The 23,391-nt window shown below is 41.0% G+C and carries 17 protein-coding genes; 2 read left to right on the forward strand and 15 right to left on the reverse strand.

The genetic code is table 11. The annotated features are described in order from the left end of the window. Window positions 1–319: 319 nt before the first annotated feature. The 11 genes from mscL to BKK54_RS02555 form a co-directional block, all read right to left on the reverse strand. Window positions 320–709, reverse strand: coding sequence for a large-conductance mechanosensitive channel protein MscL (gene mscL / locus BKK54_RS02510; RefSeq protein ID WP_077541214.1), 390 nt, complete (start codon window positions 707–709; stop codon window positions 320–322). Window positions 710–778: 69 nt separating this feature from the next. Further along, window positions 779–2,155: a Trk system potassium transporter TrkA gene (gene trkA, locus BKK54_RS02515; RefSeq protein WP_077541217.1), complete on the reverse strand. Its 1,377-nt coding sequence runs from the start codon at window positions 2,153–2,155 to the stop codon at window positions 779–781. Beyond that, entirely contained in the window at window positions 2,152–2,958 is an 807-nt protein-coding gene (locus BKK54_RS02520; protein ID WP_077541219.1) for a glycosyltransferase, read from the reverse strand. The genes trkA and BKK54_RS02520 overlap by 4 nt, the downstream gene beginning before the upstream one ends. Window positions 2,959–2,979: 21 nt before the next feature. Then, a complete protein-coding gene (gene rsmB, locus BKK54_RS02525; protein ID WP_077541221.1) occupies window positions 2,980–4,350 on the reverse strand; it encodes a 16S rRNA (cytosine(967)-C(5))-methyltransferase RsmB in 1,371 nt (456 codons plus the stop codon). Further along, a complete protein-coding gene (gene fmt, locus BKK54_RS02530; protein ID WP_077541223.1) occupies window positions 4,350–5,306 on the reverse strand; it encodes a methionyl-tRNA formyltransferase in 957 nt (318 codons plus the stop codon). The genes rsmB and fmt overlap by 1 nt, the downstream gene beginning before the upstream one ends. Window positions 5,307–5,543: 237 nt before the next feature. Further along, on the reverse strand, window positions 5,544–6,053 hold the full coding sequence (gene def / locus BKK54_RS02535; protein ID WP_077541225.1) for a peptide deformylase: 510 nt from the start codon (window positions 6,051–6,053) through the stop codon (window positions 5,544–5,546). 93 nt (window positions 6,054–6,146) lie between these two features. Beyond that, window positions 6,147–9,623: a DNA polymerase III subunit alpha gene (gene dnaE / locus BKK54_RS02540; RefSeq protein WP_077541227.1), complete on the reverse strand. Its 3,477-nt coding sequence runs from the start codon at window positions 9,621–9,623 to the stop codon at window positions 6,147–6,149. A gap of 121 nt (window positions 9,624–9,744) precedes the next feature. Beyond that, window positions 9,745–10,281, reverse strand: a complete 537-nt coding sequence (locus BKK54_RS11890) for an ADP-ribosylglycohydrolase family protein (protein WP_279626079.1) — start codon at window positions 10,279–10,281, stop codon at window positions 9,745–9,747. A 12-nt stretch (window positions 10,282–10,293) separates the two neighbouring features. Beyond that, window positions 10,294–10,527, reverse strand: a complete 234-nt coding sequence (locus BKK54_RS11895; RefSeq protein WP_208605809.1) for a hypothetical protein — start codon at window positions 10,525–10,527, stop codon at window positions 10,294–10,296. 103 nt (window positions 10,528–10,630) lie between these two features. Further along, complete coding sequence (locus BKK54_RS02550; protein WP_208605810.1) at window positions 10,631–11,278, reverse strand: ADP-ribosylglycohydrolase family protein; 648 nt, start codon at window positions 11,276–11,278, stop codon at window positions 10,631–10,633. Window positions 11,279–11,617: 339 nt separating this feature from the next. Then, window positions 11,618–12,562: a GlxA family transcriptional regulator gene (locus BKK54_RS02555; protein WP_077541229.1), complete on the reverse strand. Its 945-nt coding sequence runs from the start codon at window positions 12,560–12,562 to the stop codon at window positions 11,618–11,620. Window positions 12,563–12,704: 142 nt separating this feature from the next. Between BKK54_RS02555 and BKK54_RS02560 the strand changes: the two genes are divergently transcribed. Then, window positions 12,705–13,550 carry an MBL fold metallo-hydrolase gene (locus tag BKK54_RS02560; RefSeq protein WP_077541231.1) on the forward strand — a complete coding sequence of 282 codons (846 nt, stop codon included), beginning with the start codon at window positions 12,705–12,707 and terminating at the stop codon, window positions 13,548–13,550. A gap of 117 nt (window positions 13,551–13,667) precedes the next feature. On the opposite strand, the gene gpt is transcribed toward BKK54_RS02560, so the two are convergent. After that, a complete protein-coding gene (gpt, locus tag BKK54_RS02565; RefSeq protein ID WP_059368639.1) occupies window positions 13,668–14,135 on the reverse strand; it encodes a xanthine phosphoribosyltransferase in 468 nt (155 codons plus the stop codon). Window positions 14,136–14,235: 100 nt separating this feature from the next. On the opposite strand from gpt, the gene BKK54_RS02570 reads away from it, so the two are divergent. Continuing rightward, complete coding sequence (locus BKK54_RS02570) at window positions 14,236–15,681, forward strand: aminoacyl-histidine dipeptidase (RefSeq protein WP_077541233.1); 1,446 nt, start codon at window positions 14,236–14,238, stop codon at window positions 15,679–15,681. 46 nt (window positions 15,682–15,727) lie between these two features. Here BKK54_RS02570 and BKK54_RS02575 read toward each other — a convergent pair whose 3' ends face one another. The 3 genes from BKK54_RS02575 to rpoC form a co-directional block, all read right to left on the reverse strand. Then, entirely contained in the window at window positions 15,728–17,650 is a 1,923-nt protein-coding gene (locus BKK54_RS02575; protein WP_077541235.1) for an AAA family ATPase, read from the reverse strand. Between the two features lie 206 nt (window positions 17,651–17,856). Next, a complete protein-coding gene (tehA, locus tag BKK54_RS02580) occupies window positions 17,857–18,804 on the reverse strand; it encodes a dicarboxylate transporter/tellurite-resistance protein TehA (RefSeq protein ID WP_077541237.1) in 948 nt (315 codons plus the stop codon). Between the two features lie 200 nt (window positions 18,805–19,004). Then, complete coding sequence (gene rpoC / locus BKK54_RS02585) at window positions 19,005–23,273, reverse strand: DNA-directed RNA polymerase subunit beta' (protein ID WP_077541239.1); 4,269 nt, start codon at window positions 23,271–23,273, stop codon at window positions 19,005–19,007. Between the last annotated feature and the right edge of the window lie 118 nt (window positions 23,274–23,391).

Raw genomic sequence — 23,391 nt, forward strand, 5'->3', positions numbered from 1 at the left:
TTGGTGCGGGTGTTGTTGCTAAGATCATCAAATAATACCGAAATATCATATTTATATTTCTCCAAAAGTGCGGTTCAAACCGCACTTTTTTATTACTGAAAAAGTATATCACTTACTAAAAATCCAACAAAATATCCCTCGCGGCTGAAATAAATTCCCTTACTCATAAATATCAATACACTTATTTTCCTTCTAAATCTGGTAAAAAATAACAACGATTATTTTCTTATACAGGAGTAAAATAATGTAAGATTATAAAAAATAAAAAAGTTGGCATAATTCATTTATACCAACTTTTTTTACTTAGAATAAATAGGAATTACTTTTTCAATAAATCACGAATCTCAGTAAGTAACTTCTCTTCATTCGATGGCTCTGCTGCCGCTTTTTCAACAGGTTTCTTCAATTTATTAATAGCTTTCACCATTAAGAAGATGGCAAAGGCAATGATAACGAAATCGAAGACATTTTGAATGAACATACCATAATTTAATGTTACAGCAGGAATGTCACCATTTGCTGGCTCTAAAATAAATTTCAAATCTTTGAAATCTACCCCACCGGTTAATACCCCTAATACAGGCATCACAACATCACTAACAAGTGAACTAACAATTTTACCAAATGCCCCGCCAATAATGACCCCCACAGCCATATCAACAACATTACCACGCATCGCGAATTCGCGAAATTCCTTTATAAAGCTCATAAATTTTCCTTTTGTTAAATTAATAAATGGGGTTCGTATTCTATATGAGCTATCTAAAATGTAAACCTTTTAAATAAAGAATACGCTCGGTTGGAACAATTTCTCAATTTCAGAAACAGCTTTTTTGTCACTTAAATATACGACAACATGATCGCCATCCTGAATTTCAATATTTTTATGTCCAATAATAACGTCATTATGACGCAAAATTGCACCAATAATACAACCTGTCGGTAAACGAATATCGCGAATTTTTCTGCCAATAATATGAGAAGAATTCAAATCACCATGCGCAACAATTTCAATCGCCTCGGCAGTCCCATGATGTAAACTCGCCACATTTTTTACATCGCCTTTTCTCACATAGCCTAATAGAGCAGAAATCGTGGCTTGCTGTGGTGAAACGGCAATATCGATTGTCCCACCTTGAATAAGGTTGATATATGCCATACGTTGAATCAGAACCATGGCTTTCTTTGCCCCTGAGCGTTTTGCTAATAATGCAGACATAATATTAGCTTCATCATCACTGCTCAAAGAAAGAAATACATCTATGTTTTCAATATGTTCTTCAAATAATAAATTTTGGTCTGATGCATCACCATGAAAAACCAACGTTTTTGCTAATTTTTCTGCTAAAATCTGCGCCCGCTCTGCATTTCGCTCAATTAATTTTACAATGCAATGATCTTCCAATTGCTTTGCCACGCCTGACGCAATATTCCCCCCCCCAACAATCATGATTCTTTTATAGGACTTTTCAAGACGTTGCAACTCGCTAATTACCGCTTTAATATGCTCTGTCGCACAAATAAAGGTGATTTCATCACCCGCTTCGATGATCGTGGAACCTTGTGGGCGAATCGTTTTGTCATTACGCAAAATAGACACAATACAGCATTCAATATGTGGCATATGTTCCTTAAACGCTGACAAAGCATGTCCTACTAATGCCCCACCATAATAAGCGTTTACCACCACTACACTGATACGATTTTTAGCAAAATGTGCTACTTGTAATGCACCGGGATAAGTGATGAGACGAGTGATTTCATCCGTCACTAAATTTTCCGGTGAAATAAGATGATTGATAGGAATGTTTTCATCATTAAACAATTTATCTTTTTCACGCAAATACTCTGAATTCCGAATACGTGCAATACGTGTTGGCGTGTTAAATAATGTATATCCCATTTGGCACGCCACCATATTGATTTCATCTGATGAGGTCACCGCCACCATTAAGTCCGCATCCGCCGCACCGGCATCACGTAACACTTTTGGAGAAGAAGGTGAACCCTGAACCACACTTAAATCATGCTTCTCCTGCAAAGCCTGAAGCTGTGGTGATTCATTGTCCACTAAGGTAATATCATTATCCTCGCTGACAAGATTCTCTGCCAATGTTGTACCGACTTGTCCGGCACCAAGAATCATAATTTTCACGCGTCACTCCTTGTTAAAATAAGAGAACGAATACCAATTTGCGCTGAATTTAGACCGCACTTTAACGCATTCACTTGGCGACAAATTTCATCGGTTACTGCATTTGCCTGACCCATCTTTTCTTCTGTTACCCCTTCAGGTGATTTTTGGAATAAAATTGAATCTAATAATCGCTCTGCGTGCATACCGTCACGGCAATAATGTAACACGCCCGCCTCATCAAATAGGGTTGCCACTTTCGCAATTTTTGTGGTTGCAATACCCAATGCCCCATCTTCACCGCCTAATTCTCGGAATAACGCATGCTGCGGAAATCCGCCGCAAGCCAAGAAAAAAGCACGGCGAAAGACTACATTGCCACCGCATCTCATTCTCATATGCTGCCAAGCAAAATCAAAATTAGGGTGTTCCGCATAATGGCTCGCTAATCCTATGGGTTTTAAAGCTAAACGTACCACAGAGGTGTCCGGTTGAAAATGGAAGGTTGCCGCTGCCACTTCTAATGCGCCTTGCTCATAGGCATCGTCCGCATCTAAAAAAGCGATCAGTTCATTCGCGGACTGTAACGCACCCCAATTTCTAGCCTTTGCGACACCACCGTTTTTACTCATTGACTCCACAAAAATCCGTTCCGGATACTGAGTGGAAAACTGATTCGCCAGTGTCAAAGTACTGTCGGTAGACGCATCATCCACCAACCAAATTTTGCCTAAACAGGGTTGATTTAAAACAGATTCCACCGCCCGTGTTAATGTTGTTTCTGCGTTATAACAAGGAATGATCACATCAATGTTAGGAAACATGATGACCTCCTTTCTTTTACGTTAGGCACGCTTACGTAACTTGGCATAATAAAATCCGTCTCCGCCATTGTCTTGCGGAATAAACTGAAAACCGACCGCACTTTTATTATCACTCACATTATCTTCAAAAGGGAGCGACAATAATTCAGCATCCGGTTGCTCCGATAAGAACGCACGGATTTGTTCATTATTTTCTTCCGGTAAAACGGAGCAGGTGGCATATAATAAAATGCCATTTGGTTTCAATTTTTCCCAAAGGGCTTTCAAAATACTTTTTTGTAATGCTGTAAGTTGTTTAATGTCCGTTTCTTGGCGTAGCCATTTAATATCAGGGTGACGGCGAATCACACCGGTGGCGGAACAAGGCGCATCGAGTAAAATACGGTCAAATTTCACCGCACTTTGTCCGATTTCCGCCAGCCATTGTTCCGGTTTAGTCGCATCACCGCAAACTACCCTTGCTTGCTGATTCAAACGTGCCAGATTTTCCGTCACCCGTTTCAAACGATGGGATTCCACATCTAATGCAATCACATTCGCTTGCGGAGCGAGTTCCAAAATATGGGTAGTTTTTCCACCAGGCGCAGCACAGGCATCTAAAATCCATTCACCATTTTGAGGTTCAAGCAACGTTGCTGCCCATTGAGCACTCAAATCCTGTACCGTTACCGCCCCTTCCGAAAAATGAGGTAATTTTTGTACCGCCATTGGTGAAGCCAGGCGTAATGCCTGAGGGTGAGAGCTGATTTCTGCCAAAATGCCCGACTCCGCCAATAAAGTCCGGTAGCGTTCTACGCTATTTTTTTGTGCATTAACCCGCAGCCACATCGGCGGTTTTTGATTATTCGCATTAATGATGTCACGCCAATTCGGATAAGCTTTTTTCAACTTGTTGACAAACCATTCGGGATGTAAGGTCTGCCAATGTTTATCCACTTGCGCCAAAATACTTTCTTTTTCACGCAAAAAACGGCGTAGCACGCCATTGACTAACCCACGGAAACTGTCTGATTTCAAGGTTTTTGTTGCATTTACCACTTCATCCACGGCGGCGTGGGTCGGGACTCGCATATAAAGCAACTGATACAGCCCAACAAGTAATAAACAATGTACAACCCGAGTTTTGCCTTTTAGCGGTTTATCCACAAGACATTGGATAATCTGCTCCAAACGAGGCAGCACACGACATACACCGAAACAAATTTCTTGGAGTAAGGGTAAGTCTTGTGTTTTCAGCATAGGTTGCACATCGGGAATTAAGCTTGAAAGAGATTTTCCCTCATCAAGCACTTGTAAAATGACCCGTGCTGCCACCGCTCTAGTGGAAAGTGCGGTCATTTTTTTCGTTGGTTTATTTCTTGCCGCTTTTTGCTGTGAGCGTTCATTTTTCATTAAGCTAGCACCTTACCAACAGGAAACCAATCTGCTCGTCCGTTTAACAAATCCTGTGCCGACATCGGCTTTTTACCTGCCGGTTGCAATTGCAGAATATTCAGCACACCTTCAGCCGTGGCAATTTGAATACCGGTTTTATCCGCACACAGAATCATCCCCACCGGTTTATCTTGATGAGGTAGCACTTCCGCCTGATACACTTTCAAAGTTTGTGGACGTCCTGCTTTATCTTCCGTGCTGAAATACGCCATCGGCCAAGGGTTAAATGCCCGAATATTCCGTTCAAGTTGTGCAGCAGAAAGTGACCAATCCAGTTTAGCTTCTTCTTTAGAAAGTTTATCCGCATAGTTGCTTTGGCTGTTATCTTGTTTCTCGGCAATAAATTTTTCGGTCTCGAGCTGATCAAGCACCTCAATGAGTGCCGGTGGTGCTAATTCAGCCAATTTATCATAAAGACTTGCTGAGGTTTCGGTTGGCAAAATATCACAATACACTTTGTGCAACATATCACCGGTATCCAAACCTTCATCCATTTGCATAATGGTCACGCCGGTTTGAACATCACCCGCCCAAATCGCACGCTGAATCGGTGCGGCACCACGCCAACGGGGCAAAATAGAACCATGTACGTTCAAACAGCCCAAACGTGGCGCGTCTAGAACCGCTTTGGGGAGAATTAAGCCATAAGCCACCACCACCATCACATCGGCGTTCAGGGCTTGTAATTCTACTTGTGCCTCAGCATTGCGTAAGGATTTAGGTTGATAAACAGGAATATGATGTTGTTCGGCAAGCTGTTTTACTGAGCTGGCCTGTAATTTTTTACCACGTCCCGCCGGTTTATCGGGTTGGGTATAAACTGCGATCACATTATGTTGAGAATTTATTAAGGCTTGTAAATGCTGTGCCGCGAAATCAGGCGTACCTGCGAAGATAATATTAAGTGGTTTCATCATGTTCTGCGTTATGTTGAATAATGTTCCCGATAGTACGGAAGAGAAAATAAAATGCGGTCAAAATTAACCGCACTTTTCGTGATTATATCGCTGTTGCACAAGGAGGAGAACTGTGGGAACACACTGCGTGTCTCCGTTATAAAATCAACTTTCAATATATATGATAAGCGGACACACGCAGTGTGTCCCTACGTTTCGTTGAAATCCCTTGGTACATTGGCTACATAATATCGGTTATTGTTTTGCCATTTGTTTTTTGTATTTGACTAACTTTTCTTTAATACGCTGGCGTTTGAGCGGTGAAAGATAATCCACAAATAAAATACCGTTGAGGTGATCAATTTCATGCTGAATACAAATAGCAAGTAAACCGTCTGCATTTAGGGTAAATTCTTGCCCATTGCGATCCAGCGCCTTTACGGTCACTTTTTCTTTCCGAGGCACCAGTGCCCGCACGCCCGGAATGGATAAACAGCCTTCTTCAATACCGGTTTCGCCTTCTGATGCCAAAATTTCCGGATTAATTAATACCAGTTGGTTTTGTTTATCGCCTTCAATATCAATGGTGATGATACGTTGTAAAATATCAACCTGTGGTGCGGCTAAACCAATGCCCTGTTCTTGATACATGGTATCGAACATATCGTCTATAACTTTGCGAATGTCGTCATTAACTTCAGAAACAGGCTCACAAACAACTTTTAAATGTTCGTCAGGATAAATTAATACATTAAGTGCGGTCATAATTTCTCTTATTTTTTTAAGTTGCAATTCGTTGCGCAATTGTAGCACAGGAAGGTATTCCTGTCCTTAATTTGGGTGATTGGTAAAACACTATTATCCAAATTCCAATTCAACCGCACTTTCGCCCAGCATATTGGCTAATTCTGTCAAAATTTCATCGGTAGGGGTAATCGACCACTGAACGCCAAGACGTAGCAGCGCTCTGCCTTTTGGACTTTGATAATACACATTAATCGGTAAGGTTCCGCCACTCACCGGTTCAAGCATTTGTTTTAGCTGCTTAATAAACATTGGCGTGATTTGCTCATCCGACAAGCTAATAGCAAGGGATTTGGCATAACGGGAACGGGCTTCATCTAACGTCATCATATCCCGTACGGTCATTTTTAAACCACCGGAAAAATCATCAAAACTCACTTGTCCCGATACCACGACTACCGTATCTTTTTGCAATTTTTCACCAAATTGCTCTAAACTTTCACCAAACAAGGTGATATCCAAGCGACCTGAGCGATCATCTAATGTCGCAATGCCTAGTCTATTCCCCTTTTTGGTAATCGCTATGCGTGATGACACAATTAAGCCTGCCGCCGTACTGATTTGCCCACGGCGGTTTGGTGTGAGTTCCTTTAAGCGTGTTGAACTGTAATGGGAAAGTTCTTTCAGATAACGGCTAACCGGATGACTGGTTAAGTAAAGCCCTAGGGTTTCACGCTCGCCGTCCAGAATTTGTTTTTCCGTGTAAGGCGGCGTATTGGCATAGGCGTTTTCCACTTCTTCATAGGTTTCGGTCAGTACCCCGAACATATCCGATTGCCCCATAGCTTCGTCTTTAGCGTGTTGATCGGAGGCTTTTAATGCGTCTTCCAAATTTTTAGAAAGCGCCGCACGATGCGGCCCTAATTTATCAAATGCACCAGACATAATCAGGCTTTCAAAAGTACGTCTATTGATTTTTTTCAAATCAACACGGGCGCATAAATCAAATAAATCTTTAAAAAATCCCCCTGCATTGCGTGCCGTAATTAATGCCTCAATCGGCCCTTCACCCACACCTTTAATCGCCCCGATACCATACACAATTTCACCGTTTTCATTCACGCTGAAATGATGTTTGCCCACATTAATATCCGGTGGGGTGACTTTTAATCCCATTCGCAAACATTCATCATATAAGCCGACAATTTTATCGGTATTGTCCATTTCCGATGTCATCACCGCTGCCATAAATTCCGCAGGGAAATGGGTTTTCAACCAAAGGGTTTGATAAGAAACCAAGGCATAGGCTGCCGAGTGGGATTTATTAAAACCATAACCGGCAAATTTTTCCACCAAGTCGAAAATCTTCATAGCAAGTTCACCGTCAACCCCGTTTTTGATCGCGCCCGCTTCAAACACAGAGCGTTGTTTCGCCATTTCTTCCGGTTTTTTCTTACCCATTGCACGGCGTAATAAATCCGCACCGCCCAATGTATAACCGGCTAAAACCTGTGCAATTTGCATCACTTGTTCTTGATATAAAATAATGCCGTAAGTCGGTTCTAAAATCGGTTTCAGGCTTTCGTGCTGATAATTCACATCGGGATACGAAACCTCTTCACGACCGTGTTTACGGTCGATAAAGTTATCCACCATGCCCGATTGTAGCGGGCCGGGACGAAACAGTGCCACCAAAGCAATAATATCTTCAAAACAGTCCGGTTGGAGACGTTTAATCAAATCTTTCATACCCCGTGATTCCAACTGGAACACAGCGGTGGTTTCGGCACGTTTGAGCAATTCAAAAGATTCCGGATCATCCAAGGGAATAGAGGCAATATCTACCATAGGTTTCCCTTCCCGAACCATACGGGCATTGACCATATCCAATGCCCATTTGATGATGGTCAGGGTGCGTAACCCCAAGAAGTCAAATTTGACTAAACCGGCATATTCCACATCATTTTTATCGAAATGAGTAACGGGATGAAGCCCTTCACTGTCGCAATAAAGTGGTGAGAAATCCGTGATGAGTGACGGTGAAATCACCACACCACCGGCGTGCTTACCGGCATTTCGGGTGATTCCTTCCAGCTTGCGTGCCATATCGATCAGGGCTTGCACTTCCTCATCGCTGTCATAAGCAGCTTGTAATTGAGGCTCAACTTCAAAGGCTTTGGCAAGGGTCATACCCGGATCGAGAGGAATCAATTTAGAGATGCGATCCACAAAACCATAGGGATGACCTAATACCCTACCCACATCACGGATTACCGCTTTCGCCGCCATGGTACCGAAGGTGATAATTTGCGATACCGCACCACGCCCATAGGTTTCCGCCACATGCTCAATCACGCGATCTCGCCCGTCCATACAGAAATCTACGTCAAAATCAGGCATAGACACACGTTCAGGGTTTAAGAAACGTTCAAAAAGCAAATCAAATTCTAAGGGATCGAGATCGGTAATTTTTAACGCATACGCCACCAATGAGCCTGCACCTGAACCCCGTCCCGGCCCCACGGGAATATCATTATCTTTCGACCATTGGATAAATTCCATCACGATCAAGAAATAACCAGGGAAGCCCATTTGGTTAATGACGTCGAGTTCAACTTGCAAGCGTTCATCATATTCCGCACGTTTTTCCAACCGCACTTTTTCATCGGGAAATAAAAACGCCAAGCGTTCTTCCAACCCCTCTTTTGATTTCATCACCAAATAGTCTTCCGTACTCAGTTCCCCTGTTGGGAATTGCGGTAAGAAATATTGCCCAAGGCGTAAAGTAACGCTACAACGCTGTGCGATTAATAAGGTATTTTCAAGGGCGGAAGGAATATCGGCAAATAAGGCACACATTTCTTCTTCCGTGCGGAAATACTGCTGTGCCGTGTAAAGTTTAGGGCGTTTAGGGTCATCTAAAGTATAGCCATCATGAATCGCTACGCGAATTTCATGGGCTTCCGCATCATCAGGTTTTAAAAAGACTACATCATTGGTCGCCACAAGAGGGAGATTTTGAGCTTCAGCTAAGGCACAGGCGGCTTTGATATAACGTTCTTCATCAGGCTTGCCGGTTCGGGTTAATGACAGATAAAAATGATCCGGAAAAAATTCTTGGTAGAAATCGACCGCACTTTGTGTTTCCGAAGCATTTTCTTTCAATAATTTTTTACCCACGTCACCTTTTGTCCCACCGGATAAAATAATCACGCCCTCACGGTGTTCGACCAACCAATCTTGATCGATATAAGGCAAATCGTCGTAGCCCCGTTGGTAAGCCTTCGACAAGAGCAATGTGATATTTTTATAGCCCGTATTATTTTTCGCCAACAAGGTCAGCTCAAATAATTCATCGCCACATAGCTCACTGCGTACCCGTACATCCGCCCCGATAATAGGTTTAATACCGGCAGACAATGTTTCCCCATAAAAACGCACGACACCGCAAAAATTGGTGAAATCCGTCAGCGCCATCGCCACCATATTATTCGCTGCACAGGTTTTGACTAAAGGTTTCACCTTGGCAATCCCATCAATCATGGAGAAATCACTGTGTGTACGGAGATGAACGAAACGGGGTTGTGTCATTGAAAATCCTTGAAAGTGCGGTTGATTTGAATGTTTTTTACGGGCGTGTATTATACGGAAATTTAAGATGAAGGGAAAATAAAGGGCTGAATGATCAACACTCATTCAACCCTGTTTTAGCTTATCGTGACTTACGCAACATTTTGTGTTGTTCCAATATGGTTAAAAATTCTTGAGGCAATTTGGGAATGACTTGAGAGACAATCTCAGATGGAATCTCACCATAGAAAGCTTCCGAAATGGATCCGGTAATCGCCGCAATGGTATCACTGTCACCTCCAAGAGAAACGGCAAGACGAATGGCATGTTCAAAGTTTTCACTTTCTAAAAATGCGACTATCGCCTGTGGAACAGATCCCTGACAGCTCACATCAAACTTATACTCAGGGCGAATCTCATCGCAGGTTTGTGATAAATTATACCCAAAGGTCTCTTCAATATAGGCTTTGATTTTTGTTTTATCTTTTGTGGTTCGGGCTAAAAAAATTGCCGTTGCGGTAGCCTGTGCCCCTTTAATGCCCTCAGGATGATTATGTGTGATTTCAGCCGAACATTTAGCATATTCAAGGGTTTCTTCAAGAGTATCAAATACCCAACCCACCGGCGATACACGCATTGCCGATCCGTTTCCCCAACTGTTATATGGCTCAGGTTCAATAGCCGGATTTAACTAACGATAAAACATTCCGCCATAACCGGCATTGTAATAACGAAGTCCCCAGTAACGCATAATTTCAACAAGATTCTCTTTTGCCCCCTGATTCAACCAATCTGCCACCGCAATAGTACAAACAGTATCATCGGTAAAACGACATTGAGGAACAATCAATTTAAAATCTGTTGCACGGTAGTTATTGAACTCAAAACGCGAACCTACAACATCGCCAACAATCGCACCTAACATAAATTACTCCTGATAAATATGATATATTCCGCCAAAACAGCGGTTGCCAATTTCATAAAAAAACAACCGCACTTTTACCAATATGGTTATTTGTCTTGGCTCATCATTCTTCCAAATGGGATCTGGCTAGAATAGCCAAAAACTCTCGTGGCAGCTTAGGCAGGATCTGTTTGATAATTTCATTGGGGATTTCACCATAGAATGCTTCGGCAATGCTCCCCGTAATCGCAGCAAGGGTGTCGCTGTCGCCCCCGAGCGAAACGGCAAGACGAATGGCATGTTCAAAGTTTTCGCTTTCTAAAAATGCGACTATCGCTTGGGGAACAGTACCTTGACAGCTTTCGTTAAACTTATATGTCGGACGGATTTCATCACACGTCTGTGATAAATCGTAACCAAAAGTTTCTTCAATATAGCGTTTGATTTTGCCTTTATCTTTCGTTGTACGGGCTAAAAAAATCGCCGCTGCAGTAGCTTGTGCTCCTTTAATGCCTTCGGGATGATTATGTGTGATTTCAGCCGAACGTTTAGCATATTCAAGGGTTTCTTCGATTGTATCAAATGCCCAACCCACCGGCGATACCCGCATTGCCGAACCATTTCCCCAACTGTTGTAAGGTTGTGGATTAACTTTTTTACTGATCCATTTATCAAACATTCCACCATAGCCAGCATAAGGGTATTTCTGACACCAATGACGCATAATTTCTACCAAATTATCTTGGCAACCCTGCTGAACCCAATCCGCCACGGCAACCGTACATATCGTGTCATCGTAAATTCACTTCTTGACGTAATCAATTCAAAATCTGTTGCTCGGTAATTTCTAAACTCAAAACGAGAACCCACAACATCACCAACAATTGCGCCTAACATAATTCCTCCTTAATAAATAGATTATGCTGTAATAAGCAAAACCAAGTATAACGGCTATGTAATAGGTTGTCGTGACAGGTTGTGTCGCACGCAAAAAAATAATAAAAAAATAATTATGCTGATGAGAAATAGGATTTTTGCTAAAAGCGCGATTGTAAATTTCGTCAAAAAACAACCGCACTTTGAGCAAGCAAGCTAATCTAATCTATTTTATTTACATAGAAAACCGCTTTTGCCATTGTTTTGGGCTGATATGATGTTTGGCTTTAAAGTGTTGGCGGAATGCCGTTGTGGAATGGAAGCCAATTTGGTGGGCAATTTCGTCAATCGTTAATTTGGTGCTTTCTAATAATTCCCGCCCTTTTTGTAGCCGTACCTCAATCAACCATTCGGTGAATGCCATTCCCGTTGCTTGACGAAAATGACGAGTGAATGTGCTGCGGCTCATCATTAATTGTTTGGCTAACTCATCAATCGAATAATTTCCTGTTAGATTAGTTCGTATAATATCTAGCCATTCATTGATATTCTTATTAGCGGTTTTACGAGCAATGGGTTGTTCAATAAATTGCGCTTGTCCCCCTTCCCGATGAGGAGGTATCACCAATAAACGAGCCAGTTGATTAGCAATTTTTACACCATATTGCCGGCGAACAATCGCAAGACAACAATCCAGCCCTGCTGATGTTCCTGCGGAAGTAATAATATTTTCATCTTCAATATAAATTGCATTGCAATCCAATTTTACTTGGGGAAAACGTTGTTTAAAATCCGTTTCACCTAACCAATGTGTCGTGGCCTTTTTACCATTCAGCAATCCGGCATAAGCCAGTGAATATGCCCCATAACACAGCCCCACAATCATCGCTCCACGTTGTGCCGCTTGTTGTAATGCCAGTATTAAAGCCTCGGAGGGAGGTTGATCAACATTATCCCAACCCGGTATCACAATAAAATCAGCTTGAGCTAACAAACCCAAATCGCCATCAGCTACAATGGTAGCAGGATAGGACTGTGCTACCCTTGGATTTTCCGCCACAATCTTGACATTAAATAAGGGTTTGTCCTCAATTTCTGTTGAAAAAACCATATAAGGCACAGAAAACTGAAAAGGGTTAAATTGGGGATAAAGTACAAGTGCAACAGTTGGAATAGGCATTTTTTTCTCATGCGAACAAATTTGACCCAATTTTTTCGATATTTGAATAATAAGTCAATATTTTTTATTTTATCTCTCTTTCATAATAATCACACCGCACACAAGCGGTTTAATTTATCTTATTTTTAAAAGAGGAAACAAAATGAAATTAAAACCTATCTTATTAACACTCATGGCAGCAACCTTAGCGACAACAGCTCATGCCGAAATCAGCTATCAGCATATCCGTAATGCGACCGCCAAAATTGAAATGGCAGGTAGCACGTTTTTAGTCGATCCCTATCTTGCCCCTAAAGGCACTTATGCAGGCTTTGAAGGCTCGATTAATAGTCAAAAACGTAATCCGTTGATTGATATGGCAGAACCGGTTGAGAAAGTACTAGAAGGTGTTGATGCAGTGATTGTGACACATACCCACGCTGATCATTGGGACGAATATGCACAAAAAATGTTACCGAAAACCTTACCGATTTTTGTACAAAATGCCGGTGATGCACAAATTATCCGTTCACAAGGCTTTAAAGATGTTAGAGTCGTGGGTAAAAATACAGAATTTAACCAAGTAAAATTAAGCAAGACCGGCGGACAACACGGTACGGATCAAATGTACTCTAACCCACAATTTGCTGAAATTTTAGGTGAAGCAATGGGCGTAGTAATGCAAGCGGACGGAGAAAAAACACTGTATATCGTAGGCGATACCATTTGGAATGAAGAAGTGGATTTTGCACTCAACCGTTATAAACCCGAAGTAATTGTTATGAATACGGGTTATGCACAAATGGAAGGTAATTCAGATAGTATTATTATGGGGAAAGCCGATGTGGCGAAAGCCCGTCAGGTTGCGCCAAAAGCCGATATTATTACCGTCCATATGGATGCGGTCAATCACGCTTCGGTGACATCCGATGAAATGCGAAAATTCGTGAAGGAAAACAATTTGAGCAAAGTTGCTGTGCCAAAAGAGAGTGAAGTCTTGAAATATTAATGCAAGGTAAGAAATGAGTTAGACGAAATTCTGTCTATTCTTTTCAAATTAAAACCTATAATGAAAAGCGGTCGTAAAATCTTAAGGATTTTCGACCGCACTCTTATTTTAAAAGTCTTATTTTCTCGCAAGAGGAGGAACAAACGCTAAACCTAAATCCCAAGGTTGTTCAATCCATGTGTTTTGCGGAATGTCGATGATATAATCGTCCACTAATTTTGCCCCTGCCGGTTTGGCGAAAACGGTGACAAATTTTGCATTAGGATACATTTCACGAATTGCACGAGCGGTGTTGCCGGTATCGACCAAATCATCAACAACGATAAAGCCTTCCCCACCGTTTGGTACTTCCGCCGCGTGTAAAACTTGGAGTTCCCCTTGGCTTGTGTGATCGTGATAACTGGCGATACAAACGGTTTCTACGTGGCGAATGCTTAATTCACGCGCTAATACCGCAGCCGGAAATAAACCGCCACGGCTCACCGCAATAATGCCTTTCCATTGGGAAGCCGGAAGTAAACGTTCTGATAATTTGCGGGCGTGCATTTGGAACATATCCCAAGTCACCACATATTTTTCGCTCATAATTACACCTTAATATCGATAAATAAAAATTGCGTAAGGATAACCTGAAACGGGGTTTTATGCTATTATTTCGTGAAATTTTTCGCAAAAAGGAAAGAATATGTCTGAAATTACCACCCTACAACCACAATTATTATGGAAATGGTTTGATCAAATTTGTGCTATCCCTCACCCTTCCCATCATGAGGACGAATTGGCAAATTTCATTGTCAAGTGGGCAAAAGAAAAACAATTTTTTGTGGAACGTGACGAGGCGGGTAACGTGTTAATTCGCAAGCCTGCAACCGCCGGAATGGAAAACCGCACGCCGGTGGCATTGCAAGCTCATTTGGATATGGTGCCGCAAGCCAATGAAGGCAATCCACACGATTTCACCCAAGATCCAATTCGTCCATACATTGACGGCGATTGGGTGAAAGCACAAGGCACCACATTGGGAGCGGACAACGGAATTGGTTTAGCCTCTGCCCTTGCGGTGTTAGAAAGTGATGATGTGGCACATCCGCCTCTTGAAGTGTTGCTCACAATGACGGAAGAAACCGGTATGGACGGCGCATTAAATCTTCGCCGTAATTGGTTGCAATCCGAAATACTCATTAATACGGATACGGAGGAAATCGGTGAAATTTATATCGGTTGTGCCGGCGGCATTAATGCCAATTTGGAATTACCGATAGAACGAGAAAATAATGCTTTCGAGCATTGCCTTCAACTCACCTTAAAGGGCTTGCGTGGCGGGCATTCCGGTTGTGATATTCACACCGGCAGAGTGAATGCAATTAAGTTGCTTGCCCGTGTGTTGGCAAAACTTTCGCAAAATCAACCGCACTTTGCCTTAGCGGAAATCCGTGGCGGCTCAATTCGTAATGCGATTCCTCGTGAAGCTGCGGCTGTACTGACATTCAATGGTGATCTTAATGCCCTTGAAAGTGCGGTCAGAAATCTTGACGTTTTACTAAAAGAAGAATTAGCGATTGCCGAACCGAATTTAACCCTCTTTGTTGAACCGACTGCCAAAGCCGAAACCGTATTTACTGCACAAAGCACAAAAACCGCCATTCACTTGCTCAATGCCCTACCAAACGGTGTGATTCGTAACAGTGATGTGATTAAAAATGTAGTGGAAAGCTCGCTCAGTATCGGTGTGTTGAAAACCGAAGGTGATAAAGTAAAAGGCACGATTTTAGTGCGTTCACTAATTGAAAGCGGTAAGTCCTATGTAACCGAACTATTAAGCTCCGTTGCCACCTTAGCCGGTGCGAAAACCGAATTCTCCGCCCCTTACCCGGGCTGGAAACCGGTGAATGACTCCGCCATTCTCAACCTAACGAAAAAACATTATGCCGACGTATTAGGCAAAGACCCTGAAATTAAAGTGATCCACGCCGGCTTGGAATGTGGCTTACTCAAAGAGCATTATCCGCATATTGATATGGTGTCTTTAGGCCCTACCATCCGCAATGCTCATTCACCGGATGAAAAAGTAAATATTGAAGCGGTTAAGACTTATTGGGAGGTGTTGGTGAAAGTGTTGGGGGATGTTTAGGTTAAAATGGCCGAGGTATATCGGCCATTTCTTATATAATAAAAAATTAAGAATTTATCCATTGCTTAATATCTCGAATCCATTTTGGAATATCATAAGAATTAGATAAAAGCTCCACATATTTCTTAGCAAATTGTAATTTCACTTTCCCATTATCATGATCAAAAAAATTTTTTAATTTATCTTGCTCACTATGCCTTAAATCTAAACTAAATACTGATGGTGATTCAAGATAAATTTTTTTATCATCAATAAAATCGATTATAGGGAAATCATCCCTAAAATATTTTAAAACTTCAACAAATAATCTTCCATTTAAGCAATCTTCAATTTCTGTTTCAGGAGAAATAGGGTTTTCATGAATATTCACCATTAGAGTTTCTTTAGTTTTAGGATCATTTACAATACGTTGACATTTAAAGAAATCATCTCCCTCAACTTTATAACTAACTAGAGATCTATCAGTATCAGATAGCAATAAAATTTTTCCTCTATTAATATTCTTTCCTACACTATCTTTCATTTCATTGTAAGGAATTAAAATATTAGAATATACTTTTTTAATTTTCTTAGCTCCGCCAACCGGAACAATCCTCAACTTATTTAAGTTAATTTCATCTTCAAAATATTTTTCAAAATAAATCTTTTCTGAACTACCTTCACATATTATCCAATTATATGGGCTATCAGAGAAAACATTAATTAAAATTGATTGAACAAAATCTGTTGTGCTTTTTAACTGAATATCATATGGCAATTTTCCTCTAGACTCTTCTTTTTGTTGAGACATTTGTTCTTGATAATTGCTGGTATTAATTAAATCAAATCTATGGGTGCCATCTAGCTTTGAAATGATACAAGTATTTCCATTATTTAGAATTGGCAAATATCCATACCAATGAGATGTGAATAAGACTTGCCTACAGTCATTACCAATATCAAATAACGAGTTAAATTGATCAAAACAAGCTGATATATGCAAAGAGGCCTCAGGCTCATCAATTCCTAATATTAAATTTTTCCCATCAACTCTATGATTTTTTAGGAGACTATGAGCAACATCTATAATAGCTTTCTGTTTCTCTCCTGAACTCATCTCTGACATTGGTATAGTCTGATCATCTTTTATTTTCTTATGTAACTTTCTTACATTAAAATATGTATCTATTATTAACTTATAAATATCTGATCGTTTTACTTTAGATTGCCTATGCTGTATAGTCTTATATACATATCCATTCAGTTCATTTTCTAAGTCTGAGATAAATTTGTCTAAGTTTCCATTTATTTCTCTAATTGTTGTCTCCGTAATTTTACTTTTTAAAATATCTTCTAGAGATTCACCCATTAACATCTGAACCTGTTTTGTTTCTAATTTCATAAATTGTTCAGTATCAATATCCTTAGGGATATACACATAGTCATATAAATCTCTAATATACTTAATAACTGACTCTAAAGCGTCAGTTGTTATAATATCGCTTTTTATTGAATCAATAATAGGACATATAGCTATATTATCATAATTAATGCCAATAGGAATAATTAACTTTGAAGAGTAAATATCTTTACTACAAATAGAATCTTTTAAGGATAGAAATGTACTCTTAGCGTTATTTCCCATTCCATTAATATCTTCCTTTTTAATACATCTAAATAACCTATCCAATTCAACTAGAACACTTAATAAATCTGCTCTAATTGCCTCATCCTTATCTATTATGAAAATAGGTAATATATAAGGATTCGCAGCACCATCTCGTTTAGATGTAACACCTTTTTTCTTTGCATTAAGATGAAGATTCCATTCTTTGTCACGATTAAAAAAATAGTCTAGAGCCTCTAAAATAGAACTTTTTCCTATACCATTTTTTCCTAAAATACCACATAAATTATGCCCATCAGATAAAGGTACAAAATTAATTTTAGAGTAAGTTTTGAAATAGGTAATAAATAATCCAGCTATCATAACTATCCTTATCTAGCAATTAATAATTCATATTATTGATATAATATACACATTTATAATAAATTGCTATAGGATTAATAGTAACAAACCAAATATTCTTTAGTCAGTCTCTACCTTGGGAGGTTCTTACAATATTAATCTTTCATATCAAAAATTTAATAGTACTCCAAGAATCTAATTTGGAATAGTAAGAGATAAATAAAATCTTACTTTTTCAACCAAAACTCCCCCTTCACCAACTTCCACAACGTCATCAACACAAGTGCTCCAATCATCAAATTTGAAAAAATAAAGGCAAACATTGCTATGCCAGATAATACCTGATTGTGGTAAAACGCAACCGCACTATTTGCCATGGAGGCTAAGCCGAATGAGAAAGCCCATAAACCGATGTTTAAGCCTTTTTCGATAATCCAAGGGAGAATTCTCAATAGAAAGAACATTTGCAAAAAGCCATAGCCCCATAGGATTTTGGCGAAAGTATCCACTTCGCCTTGATTTACCGCTAAATACGCCGATGCACCGACAAATGCGGGAGCAAGAATAATGCCCATGGTGGCACGGAAAGGGGGTTCTAAGGAAGAAATGCGTAAATGCTGGAGTAGTACCGGTTCAAACATTATCCATGCGATGAAACCCGCACCGAAAAATAAATAGCCAAGATCATGATAGCCTAATAAAGCAAGTGAACTTGCACTGGTGAAGTTCGCGGCGACAGAGGGTAAATAAAAAGGTGGGCGTGTTGATTTTTGCTCAAAAACACTGCCTTTCCAAAGCTCGCCGATTCTTATGGAGGAAAATAGCAATTGCCCAATTGTCCCTAACCAAATCATCACTTCCGCTATTACAGGATTCCAGCGATAAATAATATCGCCAACCAACATTATCGTAATTGGGATAAGGGCAATAAAAGAAAAACGAATAGGGCAGCGATATTCTTCTTTCACTTCGTGGAAATAATAACGAAGTTTATACCCATACATAGCAATAAAAATTAACCACACAATAATCGCCGTAGCACCTATCGTATCACTGACAGTTTGCACCCAAGGGAAGAAATTTGTCAAATGCCACCATGCTAGAGATAACGCAGCTAAGCCAAGGGGAATAGCAAAATAGGCGGAGGGTAAAGGGAAAGATCTTATGGTTTTCATTACAAAGCTCCTCACGATAAAAAACTTGAGAAAAGTTTAGCATAGGATAAAAAATAGAAATAATTCTAAAAAGTTCTAACCTATTTCTAAAAAGTCCTAAAATTTTGTAAAAATGACCGCACTTTAGATACTCCTAAACCTAGTAAATGCGAACAAAAAAGCCCCTTTCGGGGCTTTCTTTATTTATGAGTTTCGCAATATTAATCTTCCATTTCGGAATTTAATAATGCGGCAAGGTTTTGCGTAGCATCATCAGCGACGAACTCAAATTCGGCTTCGATATCCGCGTCACTTGCGAAAGCAGAAATTGGTTGTTCTATTGCCTCCACCGCTAATTCCGCTGCTTTTTGGCGGTTTTTAATGCGGTTTTGGTGATAGGCGAAACCAGTACCTGCTGGAATTAAGCGACCAACGATTACGTTTTCTTTCAACCCACGTAACTCATCACGTTTACCTGCTACTGCTGCTTCGGTAAGAACACGTGTAGTTTCTTGGAACGATGCTGCAGAAATGAAGGATTCCGTTGCAAGAGATGCTTTGGTAATACCCAACAATTCGCGCTCAAATTCAACCGCCGGTTTGCCTTCCGCTTCACGTTTACGGTTTACGATTTTCACACGTGCCACTTCAACTTGTTCTCCTTCAAGGAATTCAGAGTCGTAAGCGTTAGTAATCACCGCTTTACGCAACATTTGGCGAACAATGACTTCAATGTGTTTATCGTTAATTTTTACCCCTTGTAAGCGGTAAACATCTTGCACTTCATTGACGATATATTCGGTTACGGCACGTACGCCACGTAAACGTAAAATATCATGTGGTGTTTCTGCACCATCAGAAATCACATCACCACGTTGTACCATCTCACCTTCAAATACGTTGAGCTGACGCCATTTTGGGATCATTTCTTCGTATACTTCACCTTCTGCCGGCGTAATCAGTAAGCGGCGTTTACCTTTGGTTTCTTTACCGAAGGATACAATACCTGAAATCTCCGCCAAAATTGCCGGCTCTTTCGGTTTACGGGCTTCAAACAAGTCTGCAACGCGTGGAAGACCACCGGTAATATCTTTGGTTCCCACCGATTCTTGCGGAATACGGGCTAATGGTTCACCCACTTTCACCGCGGCACCATCGTCTAAACTTACGATTGCTTTACCCGGTAAGAAATATTGTGCGATCACATCGGTTTCAGGTAAGAAGATATCATCACCATTTGCATCCACCAATTTAATGGTTGGGCGTAAATCTTTACCTGCGGTTGCACGTTCACCCACATCTTGTACAACAACTGAAGATAATCCGGTCAGTTCATCGGTTTGGCGTGTGACAGTTAAACCATCCACAATATCCACGAATTTCACGAAACCTGCCACTTCAGACACAACAGGCATGGTATGTGGATCCCAGTTTGCGACTGTTTCACCTGCCTCGACATCTTGACCATCGCCTTTATTTAATACGGCACCATAAGGCACTTTATAGTGTTCTTTGGTACGACCAAATGCATCAGTCACGGTTAATTCAGTATTACGGGAGGTTAAGACTAATTTACCTTCATCATTTGTGACGAATTTTGCATTAATCAAATGCAATGTACCGGTGTTTTTCACCTGTACGCTAGACTCTTTCGCTGCTGCTGACGCCGCACCACCGATATGGAACGTACGCATGGTTAACTGTGTTCCCGGTTCACCGATAGATTGTGCAGCAATAACACCTACAGCCTCACCTTGGTTAATTAGGTGACCACGTGCTAAGTCACGACCATAACATTTTGCACACACACCATAATCGGTATCACAGGTTACCACAGAGCGTACTTTCACGCTGTCCACGGAGTTTTCATCTAATACATCACAGAGTTTTTCATCTAATAATGTATTACGAGTAATTAAGACCTCTTCCGTACCCGGTTTATAAATATCTTCCGCAGCCACACGACCTAATACTAACTCACGAAGTGGCACTTTTTCATCGCCCCCTTCAATTAATGGAGTCATCACCAAGCCTTCATGGGTACCACAGTCGTCTTCTACAATCACCAAGTCTTGTGCCACATCAACTAAACGACGGGTCAAATAACCGGAGTTCGCTGTTTTCAATGCGGTATCCGCCAAACCTTTACGCGCACCGTGAGTTGAAATAAAGTACTGAAGAACGTTCAAGCCTTCACGGAAGTTTGCAGTGATTGGCGTTTCAATGATCGAACCGTCCGGACGCGCCATCAAACCACGCATCCCAGCTAGCTGACGAATCTGTGCTGCAGAACCACGAGCACCGGAATCTGCCATCATAAAGATGCTGTTGAAAGAAACTTGTTTTTCCGGTTTACCTTCACGGTTAATCACTTCTTCTTGAGACAGGTTTTCCATCATCGCTTTGGCTACGCGTTCATTTGCCGCAGCCCAAATATCGATCACTTTATTGTAACGTTCACCTGCCGTCACAAGACCTGATTGGAACTGTTCCTGAATTTCCGCCACTTCCTCTTCCGCTGCAGAAATAATTTCATATTTCTTCTCAGGAATTACCATATCATCAATACCCACTGATGAGCCGGAACGAGCCGCATAAGCAAAACCGGTGTACATAATTTGGTCGGCAAACATCACGGATTCTTTCAAACCTAAACGGCGATAAGCTTCATTAATTAATTTTGAAATCGCTTTTTTACCTAATGTTTGATTGAATAATGAATATGGCATACCTTTCGGTGCGATCATCCATAAAATAGCACGACCAATCGTGGTATCGGTCAGTGTCGTTTTCGTTTCAAACTCACCCGCTTCATTTTTCACATATTCGGTAATACGCACTCTTACACGAGAATGTAATTCAGCCTGACCGGTACGATAAGCCTTTTCAGCCTCACGTGGGTCTTGCAATAACATGCCTTCGCCTTTACCGTTGACTTTTTCACGGGTCATATAATAAAGCCCCAACACCACGTCTTGCGATGGCACGATAATCGGCTCACCATTCGCCGGAGAAAGCACGTTGTTGGTTGACATCATCAATGCACGGGCTTCTAATTGTGCTTCAAGAGTTAATGGTACATGAACCGCCATTTGGTCACCATCGAAGTCCGCGTTAAACGCCGCACAAACGAGCGGGTGTAATTGAATCGCTTTACCTTCAATTAAGATTGGCTCAAATGCTTGAATACCCAAACGGTGAAGGGTTGGCGCACGGTTCAATAGAATCGGGTGTTCACGAATGACTTCCGCAAGGATATCCCAAACGATGGCATCTTCACGTTCAACCATTTTCTTCGCCGCTTTAATCGTTGTCGCATAACCACGGCTTTCTAATTTCGCATAGATAAACGGACGGAATAATTCCAACGCCATTTTCTTCGGTAAACCGCATTGATGTAGGTGCAAGTATGGCCCTACGGTAATTACAGAACGACCGGAGTAGTCAACACGTTTACCCAATAAGTTTTGACGAAAACGACCTTGTTTACCTTTAATCATATCCGCAAGGGATTTTAACGGACGACGGTTAGAACCAGTAATCGCACGACCACGGCGACCGTTATCTAATAAGGCATCGACCGATTCTTGTAACATCCGTTTTTCGTTGCGTACGATAATATCCGGCGCAATTAAATCTAATAAACGTTTTAAACGATTGTTACGGTTGATCACACGACGGTATAAATCATTCAAATCAGAGGTGGCAAAACGACCACCATCAAGTGGCACTAACGGACGTAAATCCGGTGGAAGTACCGGTAATACCGTCATCACCATCCATTCCGGTTTATTGCCGGATTGAATAAAGGCTTCTAATAATTTTAAGCGCTTGGTGATTTTCTTACGTTTGGTTTCAGAATTGGTTTCTTGTAACTCTTCACGTAATTTTTCACATTCCACGTCAAGATCCATACCTTTTAACAGATCTTGGATTGCTTCCGCCCCCATTTTGGCTTCAAATTCATCTTGCCAACGATCTTCTGCATCAAGGTATTGTTCTTCCGTTAATAATTGACCACGTTCTAAATCCGTCATCCCTGGTTCGGTCACAATATACATTTCAAAATAAAGGACACGCTCAATATCACGCAACGGCATATCAAGTAATAAACCGATACGGGACGGAAGGGATTTTAAGAACCAAATGTGTGCCACCGGTGAGGCTAATTCAATATGTCCCATACGTTCACGACGAACTTTGGTTTGCGTCACTTCAACGCCACATTTTTCACAAATCACACCACGGTGTTTTAAACGTTTATATTTACCACATAAACATTCATAATCTTTTACCGGCCCGAAGATACGCGCACAGAAAAGACCATCACGTTCAGGTTTGAACGTACGGTAGTTAATGGTTTCAGGTTTTTTCACTTCACCAAATGACCAAGAACGGATCATATCCGGTGAGGCTAACCCAATTTTAATCACATCAAAATCTTCACTGGTTTTTGACTGTGCTTTTAAAAACTTAACTAAGTCTTTCACAAATGTTCTCCTGTCGGAGTTAAAGGTTTAAAGTGCGGTTAAAAATTACCGAGAATTTTGACCGCACTTCGGCGATTTCTTTTGTAGGGTGTGTAGATTTTTACCATCCACACACCTT

It is taken from the genome of Rodentibacter genomosp. 1 (assembly GCF_001999285.1).
In the GTDB taxonomy this organism is placed as follows: Bacteria; Pseudomonadota; Gammaproteobacteria; order Enterobacterales; family Pasteurellaceae; genus Rodentibacter.